This is a genomic window from Mesorhizobium sp. B2-1-8 (assembly GCF_006442545.2).
Lineage (GTDB): Bacteria > Pseudomonadota > Alphaproteobacteria > Rhizobiales > Rhizobiaceae > Mesorhizobium.
Window position 1 is genome coordinate 5,540,136 of the sequence record NZ_CP083952.1, and the last position, 18,715, is coordinate 5,558,850.

Below are 18,715 nucleotides of genomic sequence, written 5' to 3' on the forward strand. Positions count from 1 at the left end.
GCCTTACTTCTCGGAATTCATCACATAGAGCGCACGCGAGCGTTCGAGGTGCTTGATCATCGCCTTCTCGGCGCCGTCGGCATCCCCGTGCTCGATGCGGTCGATGATCTCCTCGTGCTCGGTCAACGTGTATTTTTCCTTGCCGGTCCAGATCAGCATTTCAGTGTGGTATTCCTTCAGCCAGCCCAGCGTGGCTTCGCTGACGGCGACATAGATCGGGTTGCCTGAAATGGATGCGATCTGGGTATGGAACTTCATGTCGGCGGAGATGAAGGCTTCGGAATCGCCGCGCGCGGCGCGCTGTTCGGCCACGGTCGCCTTCAGCAATTGCACATCCTCGGATGTGGCTTTTTCCGCGGCTTCCCTGACCATGCCGCGTTCGAAAAAGATGCGCGCGGTCTTCAGGTGCTCCAGCGTGTCCCTGGACGAGGACAGGATGATCTTGGCCGCGCCGTCGACCTGCTTGATGATCGACTTGGCGGTCAGTTGCAGCACCTTCGCACGCTCGCCATGCGAGATGGCGACGAGCCCCATATTGCTCAGCGCCTGCATGGCCTCGCGGATTGCCGGCCGGCCGACCTCGAAGCGCTCCATCAACTCGCGCTCGGACGGCATGTCGTCGCCCGGCTGCAGTTCGCCGCTGGTGATCAGCCGCTTCAGTCTTGCAAAGACTTCGTCGGAAAGTTTGCGCCGGACGATCGGCTCCGAACGGTTCATCGTGACGAATCACTCCCTGGCCCGGTTCCTGTTTAGCATTCCCGGCAGGATTACCGGAATGCCCGCGCCTGGAGCGGGTCGCTCCAATGCCGAGGCTCGGATATTTCTTGCAATACTTATGTACTCATTATACCAGATTTCCTGCGCGACGAAACTTTTTTCGAACCCTTTTCGAGCGGCCGGCCGACCATGATCACGCTTACCTATCGCATCGAAACCCCTGGCAGCATCGAGGCGCTGGCGGCCAAGATCGCCAGTGACCAGTCGACCGGGACCTTCGTCGCGCTGCCGGGCGAGACCGAGGAACTGAAGGCGCGTGTGGCGGCGCGCGTGCTGGCGATCCGGCACCTGCCCGATGCCGCGCAACCGTCTCTCCCGGGATCCGGCAACGGGCCCTTCAGGCGCGCCGACGTCGACATCGCCTTTCCGTTCGACGCCATCGGCACCGACCTGTCGGCGCTGATGACCATCGCCATCGGCGGCACCTATTCGATCAGGGGCCTGTCCGGCATCCGCGTCATCGACATGAAGCTGCCGGAACAATACCGGGGAGCCCATCCGGGCCCGCAGTTCGGCTTGGCCGGCAGCCGCGGGCTGACTGGGGTCGAGGGTCGCCCGATCATCGGCACGATCGTCAAGCCGGCGCTGGGGCTCAGGCCGCATGAGACGGCCGAAATGGTGGGCGAACTGATCGAGGCCGGCGTCGATTTCATCAAGGACGACGAGAAGCTGATGAGCCCTGCCTATTCGCCGCTCGCGGAACGGGTGAAGGCGATCATGCCGCTGATCCTCGACCACGAGCAGAAGACCGGCAAGAAGGTGATGTACGCCTTCGGCATCTCGCATGCCGATCCAGACGAGATGATGCGCAACCATGATCTCGTGCTCGAAGCCGGCGGCAACTGCGCTGTGGTCAACATCAACTCGACCGGCTTCGGCGGCATGGCTTATCTGAGGAAGCGCTCCGGGCTGGTGCTGCATGCGCACCGCAATGGCTGGGACATCCTCACACGCCATCCCGGCCTCGGCATGGATTTCAAGGTTTGGCAGCAATTCTGGCGGCTGCTCGGCGTCGACCAGTTCCAGATCAACGGCATCGGCTCGAAATATTGGGAGCCGGACGATTCTTTCATCCGTTCCTTCGAGGCGGTGACGACGCCGCTGTTTTCACCAGACGATTGCGCGCTGCCCGTGGCCTGTTCCGGCCAGTGGGGCGGCCAGGCGCCCGAAACCTATGAGCGCACCGGCCGCACGGTCGACCTTCTCTACCTCTGCGGCGGCGGCGTCGTCAGCCATCCGGACGGGCCCGGCGCCGGCGTACGGGCCGTGCTGCAAGCCTGGCAAGCCGCCGTCGAGGGCATTGCGCTGGCGGACTATGCCCGCGATCACATCGAACTGGCCCGATCGATCGAAAAGTTCGGCGACGGCAAGGCAGCATGAGCATGGCCGTGCAAAACCTGCTCCTCAGTTACTACGGCGACGATCTTACCGGCTCGACCGACGTCATGGAGGCGCTCGAACTCGGCGGCGTGCCGACCGTGCTGTTCATGCGCCGGCCCGACCCTTCCTTGCTGGCACGGTTTTCGCATTGCCGCGCGGTCGGGTTGGCGGGCACCAGCCGAAGCGAAACGCCGCAATGGATGGAGGAAAACCTGACGCCGGCCTTCGAATGGCTGAAAGGCCTCGGGGCGGCTGTCTGCCACTACAAGATCTGTTCGACTTTCGATTCCAGCCCGGCAGTCGGCAGCATCGGCCGCGCCACCGAGATCGGCAGGCGCATCTTCGGCGGGGCAAGCGTACCGATGGTGGTCGGGGCGCCGCAACTCAAGCGCTACACCGCCTTCGGCCATCTCTTCGCGGCATTCCGTGGCGCGTATTTCCGCATCGACCGGCACCCGGTGATGAGCAGGCATCCGGTGACGCCGATGGACGAGGCCGACCTGCTCGTTCACCTGTCGCGCCAGACCAGCCTCGGTTCCGGCCTGGTCGACCTGGCGACCCTGCAGGCTCCCGATCTCGCGCGAACGGTCGACCAAATCCTGCAGGACAAGGACATCGTCCTGTTCGATGTCGATAGCCCCCAGACGCAGAAACGGGTCGGCGAACAGCTCTGGCGCATTCACGAGAAAGGCCATGGTTTCGTCGTCGGATCTTCCGGCGCCGAATATGCCTTGCTTGCCGAGTGGGCCGCCAAAGGCATCGTGTCGGGGCATGCGGCATTTGCACCGCCCGGTCCGGTGGATCGGCTCGCCGTGGTGTCGGGCAGCGTCTCCCCGACCACGGAAAAACAGATTCGCCACGCGCTTGCCCGCGGGTTCGACGGCGTCGAGATGGATGCAATGCGACTGGTCCGCGAAGGCGCCCGCGAAGCGATCGAGCAGGCAGTCGCGGCCGGGCTGGCGAGCCTGGCCAAGGGCCGCAGCGTCATCCTCTACACAGCGCTTGGTCCACAGGCCGATCGCGGCGCCGAGATCGACCGCATCGACGGCGCCCGGAACACGCTCGGGCGGGCGCTGGGGACCATTCTGCGCCGTCTGATCGCCGAGCAGAAACTCGAGCGCGCGGTGATCGCCGGTGGCGACACGTCCAGCCACGCGCTCGGACAATTGGCCATCGACGCGCTGACCGTGCGCATGCCGTTGCCGCAATCGCCGGGGTCGCCGCTCTGCGTCGCCCATGGCAGCGGTGCGATCGATGGCCTGGAGATCGCACTGAAAGGCGGCCAGGTCGGCACCGACGCCTATTTCGAGACGATCCGGCTGGGGAGCTAGACCATCTCTCGGCGCGATTCCGGATGGAAACCCGCTGCACATTTTTCCTGGAATTGCTCTAATACAGCGGCTTGCCCATGTGCTTCGGCGTCGGCCACTGCGCGGTGATGCCGGGCTGCACCGGCCGTTCGAGGTAGGTCGCCAGGACCACGTAGCTGCGCGTCGAGGTGACGCCGGGTGTCTCGTAGAGACGCAAAAGCAGTCCTTCGAGCGCCTTGGTGTCCTCGGTACGCACCTTGAGCAACACGCATGTATCGCCGGCGACGGTATGGATCTCCTCGACTTCCGGATATTCCGAGATCGCCATCAGTTCCGGGGTCTTGCCCCAGCCACTGGTGTCGATGTGAACGAAGGTGAGCAGCGGCTTTCTCACCGCGTTGGGATCGATGATGGCGGCGGTGCTGCGGATGGCGCCGCTGCGCCGAAGCCGCTTGACGCGCTCATGCGCGGCCGGCGGCGACAGGCCGACGCGATCACCGAGTTCGGCATAGCTGACCGTCGCGTCGTCGACCAGAACGCCTAATATCTTTCGGTCGGTCGCGTCGACATCCCGGGCCGCCGGCCTGTTCCGCTGAATGCCATCTGTTTCTTCATCCATATCGACATTCCCAATTGTCACGGAATTTAATACGGCCATTATGATGAAATGTCGAACAACGATCAAGCTACAGCCTTGGGCGCGGACACCAGGCCGCCCATCCCGGCCCTTGCCTATCTGCTGACCGGATGCATCGCCGTGATCGGCTCGAATTCGCTGGTGCTGGGCCCGATCGCTCCGGCGGTGGCCGTATCGTTCGCGACCAGCGTTCCGATGGTGATGATGGCGGCGGCGGCCTTCGGCCTCGGCACATCGGCGAGCGCCCTGTTCCTGGCACGCCATATCGACCGGGTCGGCGCGCGCCGGATGCTGCAGGCGGCCTTGCTGTTGCTGGCATTGGCCTTGGTCGCCAGCGCGGCTTCGCCGACAGTGAGCGCGCTGGTTGCCGCGCAGCTTGTCGCCGGCATTGCCGCCGGCGTCGCCATGCCGGCGATCTACGCCAGTGCCGCGGCCATCGCTCCGCCCGGGCGCGAAAGCGGCACGATCGGCGTGGTGCTGACCGGATGGACGCTCAGCATGGTGGCCGGCGTTTCCCTGTCGGCGGTGCTTGCCGATCTCGTGCACTGGCGCGCCGTCTTCGCGGCCGTGGCGCTGCTTGCTGCTCTCGCTTGGGCGGGACTGACAATGACCTCGCTCAGCGACGCCAGAAAAGCCGGGCCTGCGCCAGCCCCGCTGGAGGCGCTGAGCACGCCTGGCATCATCCCGCTGCTGGTCGCCTGTGCGGCATTCATGACCGCCTTCTACGGCGTCTATGGCTACCTCGGCGACCACCTTCATGTCGGTCTGGGAGAGCCGGTCAGCGCCAACGGGCTTGCCGCGCTTGCCTATGGGGTGGGGTTCGGCGCGGCGGCGCTCTTCGACGGCATCATCGATCGCCTGGGCGCCGGACGCGTCATGCCTTTCGCCTATCTTCTCGTCGCCATCGTCTATGTAGCGATTGCCGCGACCAGCGACAGCTACGGTCTCACCCTCGCCATGGTAGCGGCCTGGGGGCTTGCCAATCATTTCGGGCTGAACGTGCTGGTGATGCGCCTGTCGGCGCTCGATCCGTCACGACGGGGCACGATCATGGGCCTGAACAGCGCGGTGACCTACCTCGCGGTGTTCGTCGGCACCACCGGCTTCGGGCCGCTCTATTCCGGCTTCGGCTTTGCCACATGTGCGATGGTCGCGGCGGTGCTGATGCTGGTTGCCGCCTCGGCTGCAGCATGGCGCACTCGGTAGAGACAGCCTCGCATCGCGTTGCTCCAGTCGACGGAATGTGGTTGGCCACCGGCCGCTGGCGCGGTTGACAGCGGCACCCCTACCCTTCCATACAGAGCCGTTAATGTTCTCAGGGCGGGGTGAAAGTCCCCACCGGCGGTAACGGTTTCGGCCGAAGCCCGCGAGCGCTTTCCGGCATCGGAAAGGTCAGCAGATCCGGTGTGATTCCGGAGCCGACGGTTAGAGTCCGGATGAAAGAGAACGAAACGAAACGGACCGCCCCGGCGGGCCGGATTTCGTATCGTGCGTCCTGATTCTGGTTCGAAACGGAAGGATGGACCCATGAATCAGCATTCCCACAAAGACTATGAAACAATCCGCATCGCCGTCATCAGGGCGCGCTGGCACGCCGACATCGTCGACCAGTGCGTGCAAGCCTTCGAGGCGGAGCTGGCCGAGATCGGCGGTGGACGCTTTGCCGTCGATGTCTTCGACGTGCCGGGCGCCTACGAGATTCCGCTGCACGCCAAGACGCTCGCCGGGACGGGCCGCTATGCTGCGATCCTCGGCACGGCGTTCGTCGTCAATGGCGGCATCTACCGGCACGACTTTGTCGCCGGCGCCGTCATCGACGGCATGATGAACGTGCAGCTTTCAACCGGCGTGCCGGTCCTTTCGGCGGTGCTCACGCCGCACAATTTTCACGACAGCGCCGAGCATCACCGCTTCTTCTTCGAGCACTTCACGGTCAAGGGCAAAGAGGCGGCCAAGGCGTGCGTGGAGATTCTCGCCGCGCGGAAAAAGATCGCGGCCTGAAGTACCGAAGCCGGGTGGAAATCCCGATGACAGCCGGTAGTATCGGATGCACGTCGCCCAAAGCGCGCAGTGGTTTTGGGATAAGGACGTGCATAGAAAAAGACCTGGAAACGCGACACGTTTCCAGGAACATGCCGAGTTCGGGAGGATGCTGGTGCAGACCAAGAAGATCATCAATGACGGCAACCGCGCCGTCGACGAAATGCTCGAAGGGATACTGGCCGCGCATCCTCGCCATCTCGCAAGCGTGGACGGCAGCCCGCGCTCGATCATCGCCCGCGACGGACCACGGCCCGGCAAGGTCGGGCTGGTGATCGGCGGCGGCTCCGGCCACGAGCCCACCTTTCTCGGCTTTGTCGGCAAGGGGCTGGCGGACGCAGCGGCCATCGGCAACGTCTTTGCCTCGCCACCACCGGATCCGATCCTCGAATGCGCCAAGGCGGTCAGCGGCGGCGCCGGTGTCCTGTTCATGTACGGCAACTATGCCGGCGACGTTATGAATTTCGACATGGCGGCCGAGATGGCCGGCATGGACGACGTCGAGGTGCGCACCGTGCTCACCACCGACGACGTCGCCTCGGCACCGCTCGACCAGCGGCAGAAGCGCCGGGGTGTCGCCGGCAATTTCTTCATCTTCAAGGCGGCCGGTGCCGCCTGCGATCTCATGCTCTCCCTCGACGAATGCGAACGCGTCGCGCGCAAGGCAAACGACCGCACCTTCACCATGGGCGTGGCGCTGTCGCCCTGCTCGCTGCCGCAGACGCGGCGGCCGAATTTCGAGATCGGCGCCGACGAGATGGAGATCGGCATGGGCATCCATGGCGAACCCGGCATTGCGCGCGGCAAGCTCGGAACCGCCGATCAGATCACCGACGAGATGCTCGACAAGATTTTCGCCGAGATGGCGCCGAAGCGCGGCGACAAGGTCGCGGTGCTGGTCAATTCGCTGGGATCGACGCCGCTGATGGAGCTCTACATCATGAACCGCCGGGTCAAGCAGAGATTGGACGCAATCGGCGTTTCCATTCATGCGACCTGGGTCGGCAATTATTGCACGTCGCTGGAAATGGCCGGCGCTTCGGTGACGCTGTTTCATCTCGACGAAGAATTGCAGGCGATGCTCGACCACCCCTGCGACTGCGCCATGTTCCGTGCCGGCTGAGGAGCGCTCCATGACGATCGGTGTCTCCGACCTGAAGAGAATGTTCGACGCGATCGCGATCGCGATCGAGGCAGACAGGGACCGGCTTTGCCAGCTCGACGGCGTCATCGGCGACGCCGACCACGGCATTGCGATGGCGCTCGGATTCAACGCCGTGCGCGATGCGCTGGCATCGCTCGACCTTACGGCGACCGAACCGACCACGCTCCTCAACACTGCGGCGAAATCGTTTCTCAATGCCGTCGGCGCGTCCTGCGGCCCGCTCTATGCCACGGCCTTCATGCGCGCCGGCGCCGCCGTCAAGGGCAAGGCGACGCTGGCGGATGCCGAATTCATCACGCTGCTGCAGGCCATGGCGCAAGGCATCAAGGATCGCGGCAAGGCAGAGATCGGCGAAAAGACGATGGTCGATGCCTGGCAGCCGGCGGCAGACGCGGCTGGCGCTGCAAATGCGGCCGGCAAGCCTTTGCCGGAAAGCCTTGGGGCAGCCCTTGCCGCCGCCGAGCGCGGCGCGGAAGCGACAAAGGACATGATCGCCGCCAAAGGCCGTTCGTCACGGCTTGGCGAGCGTTCGCTTGGCCACATGGATCCGGGAGCTGCATCGACCGTCACCGTCATCGGCGCTATGCGCGACAGTCTCGCTTAGCTCTTCGCCGCGTCGAGCTTGTTGATCGCCTGGACGTTGCCGGCCGATGGCCCCTTCTCGTCGAACTCCGAGGCCAGCCACGTATCGACAATGGCCTTGGCCAATTCCGGGCCGACGACGCGGGCGCCCATGGTGATGATCTGGGCGTTGTTGGATTTCGCCGCGCGCTCCGCCGAATAGGTGTCGTGGGTGAGCGCGGCGCGGATGCCCGGCACCTTGTTGGCCGAGATCGAGACGCCGATGCCGGTGCCGCAGAACAGGATGCCGCGGTCGTTCTCGCCTTCGACGATCGTCTGGGCAAGTTTCTGCGACAGGTCGGCATAGAAGCCGGCCTGGCTGAGGTCGCTGACGGTGAGGCCGGGCTTGGTTGCCAGATGCGCGGCGATGACGTCGAGCAGCGGCTTGCCGGCGCTGTCGGCTCCGATGGCTATTTTCATTTTTTGTCCTTTCCAGTTCGATTGGTTCAGATTGCCGCCGAGGCGCGGCGCAGGATGTCGATGTAGCCTTCGGCCCGCCAGGCGGAGCGGCCGATGAACAGGCCGTCAATGTTGGGCTGGCCGATCAGTTCTGCGGCATTGCCAGGGTTGACGCTGCCGCCATAGAGCACCGGCGGCACGGACGGGAGCAGACCGCCGGCGATCTTCTTGATCAGCGCCTGCTGCTTGTCGGCATAGTCGGAGCTGGCCGGAATGCCCTTGTCGCCGATCGCCCATACCGGCTCGTAGGCGAACAGGATTTCTGCTCGCCTCGCCTCGCCTTCGAGGAATTGCAATGCACCCTCGACCTGGCTGGTCAGCACCGCATCGGCCTTGCCGCTTTCGCGCTCGGCCAGCGTCTCGCCGACACAGACCAGCGGTATCAGTCCATGCCTGACCGCTGCCGCCGTCTTCAGCCCGACCGTGCGATCGGTCTCGCCGAAATGCTCGCGCCGCTCGCTGTGGCCGAGTTCGACCAGGTCGAGGCCGCAATCGTTCAGCATCACCGGCGAGATCTCGCCGGTCCAGGCACCGGCATCGGCCCAATGCATGTTCTGCGCGCCGACTTTGATGCGCGTTGCCGACAGTGCCTGACTGACCTCGCGCACGGCCGTGAAAGGCGGAATGACGAAAGGCTGGACGCGATCGTCGAAACCCCGCGCGAAGCCGGCCAGCGCCCCGGTAAAATCAAGCGCCTCGGCGAGCGTCTTGTTCATCTTCCAGCTTGTACCGACCCAGTAAACCACGCGTACTCTCCTTGATCCTCAATCCTTGTCGGCGACCACCGTCAACGAAACCCCGGCCGCATCCAGCGTCGCGCGCATCCCGAGTTCCGGCTCGCGTCCGGTGAAGACGGCGTCGAATGCCTTGAGGTCGGTCAGGAAATGCAGCGCGCTGCGGCCAAACTTGCCGTGATCGACCAGCAGATATTTGCGTGTCGCCGCGGCCATCATCAGCCGCTTGGCCTGCACCACTTCCTGGTCCTGATGGAAGGCGGAGGCGCCGTGGATGGCGGATGAGGACAGGAAGGCGACGTCGGCGCGCAGCGATCTCAGCGAAGCCTCGGCGAGCAGGCCGAAGAAGCCATGGAATTTCTTCGAGTACTGGCCGCCAAGCGCGATCAGGTTGATGCCTCCGGCACCGGCCAGGTCCTGGATGACGGCGAGGTTGTTGGTGATCACCGTCAGCGGCCTGAGATCGGTGAGATGCCGCGCGATGCCGCCCGCCGTCGAACCGTCGTCGATGACGACCGTCTGGCCAGGCTCGATCATGGCCACGGCCGCAGCCGCAAGGCGCTGTTTTTCCCCGATCGCCTGCTTCTGCCGGTAGCGGAAATCGCTTTCGAAGAGGCTGCTCGGCTGGATCGACGCGCCGCCGCGCACCTTGCGCAGGAAGCCGCTCTCCTCGAGTTCGTCGAGGTCGCGGTGCACAGTCATCCTGGAGACGCCAAAACGCGAGGCGAGGTCGTCGACGCTTGCCGCGCCGGCGTCCACCAGGAAATCCATGATGCCTTGCCGCCTGTTGTCGCTCTTCATTGCCACAGACCTGCCAACGCAGAAGCCTGGCTCCTTGATCGAACCCAGATATAACAGATATCACCGCAAAAGTATCATAATTTTTGTGATAATGAGACATTTCCGTGGGATATTTCGCCGGCTTTTATCGCGACGCTGTAACAAGAATTGCGGCCGGTACCCTCTGTCACGGTTGCGGTTGCGCGGAATTCCGGCCAGAAGCATCGGTGGGCTGAACGATGCGCGGACAGCCCGCAACCACAGGTTTGAAACCAGATACGGGAGACTAATCGTTGGCTCGCATCACACTGAGACAATTGCTCGATCACGCCGCCGAATACGGCTATGGCGTGCCGGCCTTCAACATGAACAACATGGAACAAGGCCTCGCCATCATGGAGGCCGCGGAGGAGACCAAGTCGCCGGTCATCCTGCAGGCAAGCCGCGGTGCGCGCGCCTACGCCAATGACGTGGTGCTGGCCAAGCTGATCGACGCGCTGGTCGAAATCCACCCCGACATCCCGGTCTGCATGCATCTCGACCATGGTAACAACGAAGCCACCTGCGTCACCGCCATCCAGCACGGCTTCACCTCGGTGATGATGGACGGCTCGCTCAAGGAGGACGGCAAGTCGCCGGCCGACTATGCCTATAATTCCGGCATCACACGGCGCGTCGTCGACATGGCGCATTGGGGCGGCGTCTCGGTGGAAGGCGAGATCGGCGTGCTGGGTTCGCTCGAGAGCGGCGGCGGTGAGCAGGAAGACGGCCATGGCGTCGAAGGCGCGATCAGCCACGACCAGCTCTTGACCGATCCGGTGCAGGCCGAACAGTTCGTGCGCGACACCCATGTCGATGCGCTGGCGGTGGCCATGGGCACCAGCCACGGCGCCTATAAATTCTCGCGCAAGCCCGACGGCGCGGTTCTCGCCATGAACGTCATCGAGGAGATCCACCGCCGCTTGCCGAACATGCATCTGGTCATGCACGGCTCGTCTTCGGTGCCGGAGGACCTGCAGGAAATCATCAACAAATATGGCGGCCAGATGAAGCCGACCTGGGGCGTGCCGGTGGAAGAGATCCAGCGCGGCATCAAGCATGGCGTGCGCAAGATCAACATCGACACCGACAACCGCATGGCGTTGACCGGCGCGATCCGCAAGGTGCTGACCGAAAACCCCAGCGAGTTCGATCCGCGCAAATACCTGACGCCGGCGATGGCCGCCATGCGCAAGCTCTGCAAGGAGCGCTTCGAGCAATTCGGTACCGCCGGCAATGCGCCGAAGATCAAGCCGCTGCCGGTCTCGGAAATGGCCAAGCGCTACAAGTCGGGCAGCCTCGATCCGAAATTCGCCTGAGTTCGCTCCCCGTTGCATTTCATGGACAGGAGCCGCATCGGCTCCTGTCCGATTTCTATCCGGCTTTCGGTAGCAGGCCAGGCCTGCCGGTCTCGATGAACGGCGCCCAATAGTCGACCGACTCGCGGATCATGGCGACCACCTGGTGGTCGACCGGCTCGCGCTCGCGGAACGACAGTTCGAGGCAGATCTCGTTGTCGGTGCCGCCGCCGCGTCGCACCGTTTCCAGCAGCTTCTCAGGCGTGATGCGGCCGTCCTTGTTGTGGGCTGCGGTGAACGGCCAGTGGCCGCCCTTGTTCATCGACGACTGCTTGATGTGGATGATCGGTGACTTCAGGGGGAAGGCCTCGGCCCAGGCATAGGGATCGATGTCGGCCGGGTTGGAGGAAGTCACGTCGCCATGGTCGATGTCGACCATCATCTCCAGCGGAATGGCCATGCCGGCAGCATCGATCGCATTCTGGAGCATCCGGCAATTCTCGATCGTATGGCCGAACTCGCGACCGACCGACATCGGCTCCCAGAACAGGTAGCTCAGGCCTGCCGCCCGGGCGTGTTCGGCGACCTCTCGCCAGCAGTCCAGCGCGATGTCGAACAGCCGGGCGCGGCGGTCGGGGTCATCATAGTCGCGATGCGTGAAGATGGCGAACTGCGTGCCCATGCCGCCAGCGCCAAGCTCGGACGAGATATCGGCGAAGGTCTTGAACCAGTCGACATAGTAACGGCGCACATCGGCATCGGGGTGGCCGAAATGGTTGAGCCGACCATAGGGGCCGGTCATGCCGGAGGTGACACGCACGCCGGTGCGATCCAAGGCATTACGGAACAGGCGGATGAATTTGACGATCGTCGCCGCCGGCCAGCCCGGGTTGACGAATTCATGTGTGAGCTGAATGTCCCTGATGCCGATGCCATAGGCGATGGTGTCGATTACATCGTCCGGCTCCGCGAAGCGGTTGACCAGCGGATTGGTGTTGAGGGAGAGCGTGAAGGCCAAGGTCGCGATCCCTTCAACGCCGTCGCCGAATAGGGGCAATGAGCGCCATCAGCCTGCCCTCGCCTGTCGGTTCGCGCACCAATGCTCGAAGGCCGACTTCTCCTCGGCGGACAGGTGCAGGCCATGCTTGGTGCGCCGTTCGAGAATGTCGGCCGCGTCTTCCGCCCATTCCTGTTCGAAGAGGTAGTTCGCCTCGCGCTCGAAGAAATCCCTGCCGAAGCACCGCCCCAGTGCGGCGAGCGAATGGGCGCCGCCAACCACGGACCGCGCCCGGGTGCCGTAGAGCCGGCCGTAATGCTTGAGCAGGGATGCCGGCATCCATGGATACTCGTTCGCGAGGTCGCCGAGAAACTGTTCGAAGTCGGCATTGGCGATGTCGCCGCCGGGCAGATGCGCCTTCGCGGTCCATGCTTTGCCCATCTTCGGAAAGAACGGCGCGATCCTGTCCAGCGCGTGCTCGGCCAGTTTGCGGAAGGTGGTGATCTTGCCGCCGAAGACGGAGAGCAGCGGCGCCTGCGCGTCCGGCGCGTCGAGTTCGAAAATATAGTCGCGGGTCACCGCACTGGGATTGTCGGCGTTGTCGTCGTAGAGCGGCCTGACGCCGGAGAAGGAATAGACCACATCGTTGCGCGCAAGGCCGCGCTTGAAATAGCGGTTGACCACCCTGATCAGGTAATCGATCTCGCTCTCGTCCGCCGTCACATCTTCGGGCCGGCCTTCGTAGGGAATGTCGGTGGTGCCGATCAGGGCAAGATCGTTCTGGTAGGGGTTGATGAAGATGACGCGCTTGTCGCTGTTCTGGACGAGATAGGCCTGCCGGCCTTCCCAGAATTTGGGCACGACGATATGGCTGCCCTTGACCAGGCGGACATTGCGCCTGGAATTCTGTCCGGCAACGCGGTTGACGATGTCGTTGACCCAGGGGCCGGCGGCATTGATCAGCGCGCGAGCCCGCACACTGGTCTTGTTGCCGGTCCTGACGTCGCGCATCTCGACGACCCAGAGGCCGCCCTCGCGGCGGGCAGCGGTGCAGGCGGTGCGGGTGAAGACCTTCGCTCCCCGTTCGGCCGCGTCCAACACATTGATGACGACGAGGCGGGCATCGTCGACCCAGCAGTCGGAATATTCGAAGCCGCGCTTGAAACTGTCCTTGATCGGCGCCCCCTCGGGCGCGGTGCGCAGGTCGAGCGTGCGGGTGGCGGGCAGCCGCCTGCGGCCGCCAAGATGGTCGTAAAGGAACAGGCCGAGCCGCACCAGCCATGCCGGCCGGTCGTCCGGGCTGTGCGGCAGCACGAAGCGCATCGGCCAGATGATATGCGGCGCCGATTCCAACAGCACCTCGCGCTCGATCAGCGCCTCGCGCACCAGGCGGAACTCGTAATATTCGAGGTAGCGCAGCCCGCCATGCACGAGCTTGCCCGAGCGCGAACTGGTGCCTTCGGCGAGATCATCCTTCTCGCACAGAATGACGGAAAGGCCGCGGCCGGCGGCATCGCGCGCGATGCCGGCCCCGTTGACGCCGCCGCCAATGACGAAGAGATCGACGATGTCAGGGCCGACGCTCATCTTGCCATCACCCCGCGACCGGACTCTCGCATCATGGCTCTCGCTCTCAGCACGGATTGACCGGAGGCAGGCCAGCGATGTAGCGGCGCACCTCCTCGGCGGCCTGCTCGGCGGCATAGGTCACGGTGCGCACCGAGGCGCCGGCGATGTGCGGCGTCAGCGTCACATTGGGAAGCTGCAGCAAAGGCCAGTCCGAGGGCACCGGTTCGACCGCAAAGGTCTCCAGCATAGCGCTGGCGATCCGCCCCGAAACCAGCGCCTCGTAGAGCGCGTCGTAGTCGACCAGCGGCCCGCGCGCGGTGTTGACGAAGATCGCGCCCGGCTTCATCCGCGCGAGGGTGTCCTGACCGATCAGGCCGCGTGTCTCCTGCGTCACCCGCGAATGCAGCGTAACCACATCGGAGCGCGACAGGAGATCGTCGAGCGCAACCAGTTCGACGCCGGCGTTGCGGTCCTCGGCGCTCAACTGCACATAGGGGTCGCTGACCAGGACATGGCAGCCGAAGGCGCGCAGCAGGCGCACCACTTTCGTGCCGATATTGCCATAGCCGACGACGCCGACTGTCATTTCACCGAGTTCGCGACCGGTGCGGTCGGCGCGGTAGAGATCGCCGCGCCATTCCCCCTTGCGCAGGGCCTCGTGACCGACCCGGATCAGCCGCGTCTCGGTAAGGATCGCGCCGATGGTGAACTCGGCCACGGCGGTGGCGTTGCGGCCGGGCACGTTGACCACGGTGATGCCGTTCGCCCTGGCCGCTTCCATGTCGATGTTGATCGGGCCGCCGCGCGAGACAGCGACCAGCTTGAGCCCCGGCAGGCGCCGCATCATGCCTTCCGACAGGGGCGCAAGCTGAGTAACGAGGATTTCGGCATCGCCGATGAAGTCGACGACCTCGGCGGGATGGCCGAAATATTCCTTGACCTTGTCGAGGCCGAGCGCCGGATCGCCGAACTCCATCGGCTCGTCGGGCCAGGCCGTCTGCAAGGTCCTGATATCGAGGCCGCCACTGACGACGTTCTCGATTTTGGCGCGAAACACCTCCGGCAGCATGAAGTTGTCGCCAATGATCGCTATTTTCCTGGGCATACTCGACTTCTCAATTTTCCTGCGATGTCGCCATGGCACGCCAGACCGGCCGCAGGGCCTGGTGCGCCAGCATGTAGGACGGGGCCATCCTGTCGTAGATCGCGGCAAGGTCCGGGTCGCTCGGTTCGGCCTCGCCGAGCAGCGGCGTCACCCATTCGCCGACGCATTCGTCCATCGAGGCGTATTGACCGACGCAGACCGCGGCGATCATCGCCGCACCGGCGGCGCCAGCCTCCTCGCGCGCGCTGGTGCGCGTATCGGCGCCGATGGCCGCGCCCAGGATCTTGCGCAGCGCCGGGCTTCGGGCGGCCCCGCCGGTCAGGCGGATTTCGCGTGGCAGCGGACCCATGGCGGCGTAGCAGTCGCGCGCCGCGAACGCCAAGCCTTCGAAGACGGCGCGCACCAGATCGGCATAGCCGTGGCGCGAGGAAATGCCGACGAAGCCCGCCCTGGCATTGGCATCGACGAACGGCCCGCGCTCGCCGGCTTCCGACACGTAGGGCTGGTAGAGCAGCGACGCCGGCTGCGATGCCGCGATCCAGGCATCGACCAGGGCGATCATCTCGCCATTGCTGCGGGTTATGCCTTGCGAGGCGAGAATGCCCGAGGCAAGGCCAAGCACCCAGTCGATGTTGAGCGTCGCCGCCATGTTGGACTGCATCTGCGCGAACACGCCGGGCGCCGGCATCGCCATGGTGTAGCCGGTCGCCGCTTCGTTGAGCTGCACATCGTCGGGTGTCTCGGCCAGCCGCATATGCATCCCGGTGGAGCCGATGATCGAGCAGCCGGGCTTGCGCTCGCGGTCAAGCAGGCCGGCGCCGAGCGCGGTGCAGACGACATCGACATAGCCAAGCACGACGGGTGTGCCGGCAAGCATGCCGGTGACGGCGGCGGCCGCAGGCGATAGTCCGGTGCTGTGCCTCGTGCCGTCGACAACCGGCGGCAGCAGGTGCCTGAGATCGGCGACGCCGAGCACGTCGAGCACCTCGTCGCTATAGTCGCGGGTGCGGAAGTCTCCGAAGGTGAAGGTCCCTTCGGACGGATCGGTGGCGCGTTCGCCGGTCAGCTTGAAATAGAGCCAGTCCTTGCAGTGGAACGCGGTGGCAGCCTTGCCGAGCATTTCGGGCATGGTGCGCTTCATGAAGACGAACTGCGAGCCCTGCTGGCAGGCGGCGAGCCCGCTGCCGGTCTTCTCGAAGCGCAGCCGGTCATCGGGCCGCGCGCGGATCTCCTCGACGACGCCGGCGGCGCGCGCATCGAGCCAGAGCCAGCCCTTGGCCACCGGCTCGCCCTTGCCATCGATCAGCCAGGTTCCGTCGCCCTGCCCCGTCACCGCGATGGCGACGGTCCGGCTGGCGAGGTCGGGCACCTTGTCGGCAAGCTGGCGCAGGGTCGTCGCGGCATCGGCCCATGTGCGCGCCAGATCCTGTTCGGCGCCGCCACCCGGCAGCGTCTCATAATGGTTCGGCGTTGCCGCGGCCGCGATCTGCCGGCCCGCCGTGTCGAAGGCGATGGACTTGATGACGGAGGTGCCGGCATCGATGCCGATCAGTATGTCGCGCATCACGCGAGCTCCATGCCGTGCGAGATGGCCTTGCCGCTTGCCTGGTCGAAGACGTGCAGGTTTTTCGGATCGATGCTGACGTTGATGGGCGCGCCGAGATCGAGCCGGGTGCGGTCATGCTCGACCAGCACCAGCGAGCCGCCGGCGAAATCGGCGGCGATATGGGTCTGGTCGCCGAGCCACTGGTTGGCCGAGACCCTGGCCGGGACACCTTCCTTCGAGCGCCGGACCGCGTAGGGCCTGATGCCGATGACCACCCGTTCGCGGCTGAGCAGCTGGTCACGCACCGGAGCGCTGAAAGCGTCCTTGTCGTAGTCGAGCGACAGCCCGTCGGGCAGCCTGAGATTGATGCGGCCGGCGGCGGTTCCGACAAAGGCCTCGAAGACGTTCATCGGCGGCTCGCCGACGAAGGTGCCGGTGAACAGGTTCGCCGGACGCTCCTTGATCCTGTCGGGAGTGTCGAACTGCTGCAGCACGCCGCCTTCCATCACCGCGATGCGGTCGGCAAGTGCATTGGCCTCGGTCTGATCGTGGGTGACCAGGATCGCGGTCAGTCCACGCTCCTTGATGAAGTGCTTGATACGGCCGCGCAGCACGGCGCGAAGCTGCGGCTCGAGTTGCCCCATCGGCTCGTCGAGCAGATGCAGGTCGGCTTCGCGGATGAGCGCCCGGCCAAGGCTGGCGCGCTGCTGCTGGCCGCCCGAAATGGAGCTGGGATAGCGCTCCAGTATGTCTTCGATCTCCAGCAGTTTGGCGATGCTGGCGACCTTGGCGTCGACCTCGCTTCTGGGCATCCGGGCGGCCTTGAGGGCAAAGGCCATGTTCTCGCGCACGGTCAGCGGGGGATAGAGCGAGTAGCCCTCGAAGGCCATCGCCACATTGCGTCTGACCGGCGGCAAGGTGTGTACCTTGCGGCCGGCGACCGCGATCGTGCCGCGCGAGACCTCCTCGAAGCCGGCAATCATGCGCAGCGTCGAGGTCTTGCCGCAGCCCGACGAGCCGAGCAACGCCACGATCTCGCCCTTGCCGATCTCCATCGTCAGGTTCTTGACGGCGTGAACGCCCCTGTCGATCGGGCCGTAGAACTTGTCGACGCCGGAAATGGTGAGTGCGCTGGCGCTCATGCCGCTTCTCCGTTGCGCAGTTTGACGACGTTCTTCGCGCCGATGCGCTCGCCGCTTGCCCGATCGAACAGCAAGGCGCTCTTCCCGTCGACGACGATATGCGCCTTGCCTTCGCTGCGGCCCGGCGTCCCGGCCGGGCGCGAGACCAGGATTTCGCGGCCGCGAACGGTGCGCACCAGGGTGACGATCTTCTCGTTGAGCGGCGTCTCGGCCTCGACCGTGACCGGAATGGCGCCGGGCTCGTTTTCGCCAACGAAATGCAGTGCCTCCGGCCTCAGCCCGATGATGCAGTCGCGACCGACGGCGGTATCGGGAACGTCGGCGAGATGGACCTGCACGTTGGACAGGCCGACATAACCTCCCCTGCCATCGCGCGCGGGCTTGACGTCGAGCAGGTTTATGGTCGGGTCGCCGAACAGCCGCGCGATCTCGATGTTGGCCGGCTCGCGATAGATCTGCTCCGGGGTGCCGAGCTGCCGGATGACGCCTTGCGACATCACCGCGATACGGTCGCCGAGCGCCATGGCTTCCTTGTAGTCCTGGGTGACGTAGACGACGGTGGCGCCGCGATCGGCGAGCAGCCTCGGCAGTTCGAGACGCATCTCGAAGCGCAGCTTGGCGTCGACATTGCGCAAGGGATCGTCGAGCAAGAGGAGCGGCGGCGAACCGACCAGAGCGCGCGCAAGTGCGGTGCGCTGCTTCTGGCCGTTGGACAGCGCGCGTGGCTTGTGGCTGAGCACATGGCCGATCTTCAACAGCTTGGCGACGCTCTCGACGCCGGCCTTGATCGCGCTCTGTGAGGAACGCTTGGCCTCGAGCGGCGTCGCGATGTTGTCGAACGCGCTCATGTGCGGAAACAGCGCGAAATTCTGGAACGCCATGCCGACGCCACGGAACTCCGCGTCGACATCGGTCATGTCCTCGCCGCCGATGAGGATCTTGCCTTCGTCGGGATCGATGACGCCGGCGACGAGGCGCAGCAGCACCGTCTTGCCGGCGCCCGAAGGTCCGAACAGCACCAGCGTCTCGCCATCCGCGACGGTCAACGACAAATTGTCGAGGACGGTCTGGCTCTTGTAGCGCTTGACGAGGTTTCTGAGTTCGAGGCTGGCCATT

At 64.8% G+C, this 18,715-nt stretch carries 18 protein-coding genes and 1 riboswitch; of the genes, 7 read left to right on the forward strand and 11 right to left on the reverse strand.

Features of this window, described 5'->3' with window-relative positions:
• Positions 1-3: 3 nt before the first annotated feature.
• Positions 4-717, reverse strand: coding sequence for a transcriptional regulator NanR (locus FJ970_RS27295; RefSeq protein WP_027145252.1), 714 nt, complete (start codon positions 715-717; stop codon positions 4-6).
• Positions 718-906: 189 nt separating this feature from the next.
• Here FJ970_RS27295 and oiaX point away from each other — a divergent pair, with 189 nt between their 5' ends.
• Positions 907-2,157 carry a 3-oxo-isoapionate-4-phosphate decarboxylase OiaX gene (gene oiaX / locus FJ970_RS27300; protein ID WP_140757672.1) on the forward strand — a complete coding sequence of 417 codons (1,251 nt, stop codon included), beginning with the start codon at positions 907-909 and terminating at the stop codon, positions 2,155-2,157.
• Positions 2,158-2,165: 8 nt separating this feature from the next.
• Complete coding sequence (locus FJ970_RS27305) at positions 2,166-3,488, forward strand: four-carbon acid sugar kinase family protein (RefSeq protein ID WP_140757808.1); 1,323 nt, start codon at positions 2,166-2,168, stop codon at positions 3,486-3,488.
• Positions 3,489-3,546: 58 nt separating this feature from the next.
• Here FJ970_RS27305 and FJ970_RS27310 read toward each other — a convergent pair whose 3' ends face one another.
• A complete protein-coding gene (locus FJ970_RS27310) occupies positions 3,547-4,086 on the reverse strand; it encodes an Lrp/AsnC family transcriptional regulator (protein WP_140757673.1) in 540 nt (179 codons plus the stop codon).
• A 48-nt stretch (positions 4,087-4,134) separates the two neighbouring features.
• Between FJ970_RS27310 and FJ970_RS27315 the strand changes: the two genes are divergently transcribed.
• The 4 genes from FJ970_RS27315 to dhaL all read left to right on the forward strand — a co-directional run bounded on the left by FJ970_RS27315 (position 4,135) and on the right by dhaL (position 7,913).
• Positions 4,135-5,310 (forward strand): MFS transporter, encoded by a 1,176-nt coding sequence (locus FJ970_RS27315; RefSeq protein WP_140757674.1) that lies wholly within the window; start codon positions 4,135-4,137, stop codon positions 5,308-5,310.
• A gap of 101 nt (positions 5,311-5,411) precedes the next feature.
• A riboswitch (FMN riboswitch) is annotated at positions 5,412-5,556 on the forward strand.
• A 75-nt stretch (positions 5,557-5,631) separates the two neighbouring features.
• Complete coding sequence (locus tag FJ970_RS27320) at positions 5,632-6,105, forward strand: 6,7-dimethyl-8-ribityllumazine synthase (protein ID WP_140757675.1); 474 nt, start codon at positions 5,632-5,634, stop codon at positions 6,103-6,105.
• A gap of 154 nt (positions 6,106-6,259) precedes the next feature.
• Positions 6,260-7,267 carry a dihydroxyacetone kinase subunit DhaK gene (locus tag FJ970_RS27325; protein ID WP_140757676.1) on the forward strand — a complete coding sequence of 336 codons (1,008 nt, stop codon included), beginning with the start codon at positions 6,260-6,262 and terminating at the stop codon, positions 7,265-7,267.
• A 10-nt stretch (positions 7,268-7,277) separates the two neighbouring features.
• A complete protein-coding gene (dhaL, locus tag FJ970_RS27330) occupies positions 7,278-7,913 on the forward strand; it encodes a dihydroxyacetone kinase subunit DhaL (protein WP_140757677.1) in 636 nt (211 codons plus the stop codon).
• Here the strand turns inward: dhaL and FJ970_RS27335 are convergent.
• From FJ970_RS27335 to FJ970_RS27345, 3 genes are read right to left on the reverse strand one after another with little or no spacing between them, the layout of a single operon-like run.
• Positions 7,910-8,350: an RpiB/LacA/LacB family sugar-phosphate isomerase gene (locus FJ970_RS27335; RefSeq protein WP_140757678.1), complete on the reverse strand. Its 441-nt coding sequence runs from the start codon at positions 8,348-8,350 to the stop codon at positions 7,910-7,912. The genes dhaL and FJ970_RS27335 overlap by 4 nt on opposite strands.
• 26 nt (positions 8,351-8,376) lie before the next feature.
• On the reverse strand, positions 8,377-9,105 hold the full coding sequence (locus FJ970_RS27340) for a triose-phosphate isomerase (RefSeq protein ID WP_265336238.1): 729 nt from the start codon (positions 9,103-9,105) through the stop codon (positions 8,377-8,379).
• Between the two features lie 48 nt (positions 9,106-9,153).
• A complete protein-coding gene (locus FJ970_RS27345; protein ID WP_140757680.1) occupies positions 9,154-9,924 on the reverse strand; it encodes a DeoR/GlpR family DNA-binding transcription regulator in 771 nt (256 codons plus the stop codon).
• A 272-nt stretch (positions 9,925-10,196) separates the two neighbouring features.
• On the opposite strand from FJ970_RS27345, the gene fba reads away from it, so the two are divergent.
• A complete protein-coding gene (gene fba, locus FJ970_RS27350) occupies positions 10,197-11,261 on the forward strand; it encodes a class II fructose-bisphosphate aldolase (RefSeq protein ID WP_023782262.1) in 1,065 nt (354 codons plus the stop codon).
• Positions 11,262-11,316: 55 nt separating this feature from the next.
• Here fba and FJ970_RS27355 read toward each other — a convergent pair whose 3' ends face one another.
• The 6 genes from FJ970_RS27355 to FJ970_RS27380 are packed head-to-tail and all read right to left on the reverse strand — an operon-like array spanning position 11,317 to position 18,714.
• Positions 11,317-12,258 (reverse strand): sugar phosphate isomerase/epimerase family protein, encoded by a 942-nt coding sequence (locus tag FJ970_RS27355; protein ID WP_140757681.1) that lies wholly within the window; start codon positions 12,256-12,258, stop codon positions 11,317-11,319.
• A 48-nt stretch (positions 12,259-12,306) separates the two neighbouring features.
• Entirely contained in the window at positions 12,307-13,824 is a 1,518-nt protein-coding gene (locus FJ970_RS27360) for a glycerol-3-phosphate dehydrogenase (protein WP_140757682.1), read from the reverse strand.
• A gap of 46 nt (positions 13,825-13,870) precedes the next feature.
• Positions 13,871-14,911, reverse strand: a complete 1,041-nt coding sequence (locus tag FJ970_RS27365; protein WP_140757683.1) for a 2-hydroxyacid dehydrogenase — start codon at positions 14,909-14,911, stop codon at positions 13,871-13,873.
• A gap of 10 nt (positions 14,912-14,921) precedes the next feature.
• Positions 14,922-16,475 carry an FGGY-family carbohydrate kinase gene (locus FJ970_RS27370; RefSeq protein WP_140757684.1) on the reverse strand — a complete coding sequence of 518 codons (1,554 nt, stop codon included), beginning with the start codon at positions 16,473-16,475 and terminating at the stop codon, positions 14,922-14,924.
• Complete coding sequence (locus tag FJ970_RS27375) at positions 16,475-17,599, reverse strand: ABC transporter ATP-binding protein (protein WP_140757685.1); 1,125 nt, start codon at positions 17,597-17,599, stop codon at positions 16,475-16,477. The genes FJ970_RS27370 and FJ970_RS27375 overlap by 1 nt, the downstream gene beginning before the upstream one ends.
• Complete coding sequence (locus FJ970_RS27380; protein ID WP_140757686.1) at positions 17,596-18,714, reverse strand: ABC transporter ATP-binding protein; 1,119 nt, start codon at positions 18,712-18,714, stop codon at positions 17,596-17,598. Before FJ970_RS27380 ends, FJ970_RS27375 begins: the two co-directional genes overlap by 4 nt.
• Position 18,715 lies beyond the last annotated feature (1 nt).

Coding starts and splice junctions, on each gene's coding strand:
- FJ970_RS27295 (WP_027145252.1), bottom strand. CDS start 717: ATGAACCGTTCGGAGCCGATCGTCCGGCGCAAACTTTCCGACGAAGTC.
- oiaX (WP_140757672.1), top strand. CDS start 907: ATGATCACGCTTACCTATCGCATCGAAACCCCTGGCAGCATCGAGGCG.
- FJ970_RS27310 (WP_140757673.1), bottom strand. CDS start 4,086: ATGGATGAAGAAACAGATGGCATTCAGCGGAACAGGCCGGCGGCCCGG.
- FJ970_RS27315 (WP_140757674.1), top strand. CDS start 4,135: ATGTCGAACAACGATCAAGCTACAGCCTTGGGCGCGGACACCAGGCCG.
- FJ970_RS27320 (WP_140757675.1), top strand. CDS start 5,632: ATGAATCAGCATTCCCACAAAGACTATGAAACAATCCGCATCGCCGTC.
- dhaL (WP_140757677.1), top strand. CDS start 7,278: ATGACGATCGGTGTCTCCGACCTGAAGAGAATGTTCGACGCGATCGCG.
- FJ970_RS27335 (WP_140757678.1), bottom strand. CDS start 8,350: ATGAAAATAGCCATCGGAGCCGACAGCGCCGGCAAGCCGCTGCTCGAC.
- FJ970_RS27340 (WP_265336238.1), bottom strand. CDS start 9,105: ATGAACAAGACGCTCGCCGAGGCGCTTGATTTTACCGGGGCGCTGGCC.
- FJ970_RS27345 (WP_140757680.1), bottom strand. CDS start 9,924: ATGAAGAGCGACAACAGGCGGCAAGGCATCATGGATTTCCTGGTGGAC.
- FJ970_RS27360 (WP_140757682.1), bottom strand. CDS start 13,824: ATGAGCGTCGGCCCTGACATCGTCGATCTCTTCGTCATTGGCGGCGGC.
- FJ970_RS27365 (WP_140757683.1), bottom strand. CDS start 14,911: ATGCCCAGGAAAATAGCGATCATTGGCGACAACTTCATGCTGCCGGAG.
- FJ970_RS27370 (WP_140757684.1), bottom strand. CDS start 16,475: ATGCGCGACATACTGATCGGCATCGATGCCGGCACCTCCGTCATCAAG.
- FJ970_RS27375 (WP_140757685.1), bottom strand. CDS start 17,599: ATGAGCGCCAGCGCACTCACCATTTCCGGCGTCGACAAGTTCTACGGC.
- FJ970_RS27380 (WP_140757686.1), bottom strand. CDS start 18,714: ATGGCCAGCCTCGAACTCAGAAACCTCGTCAAGCGCTACAAGAGCCAG.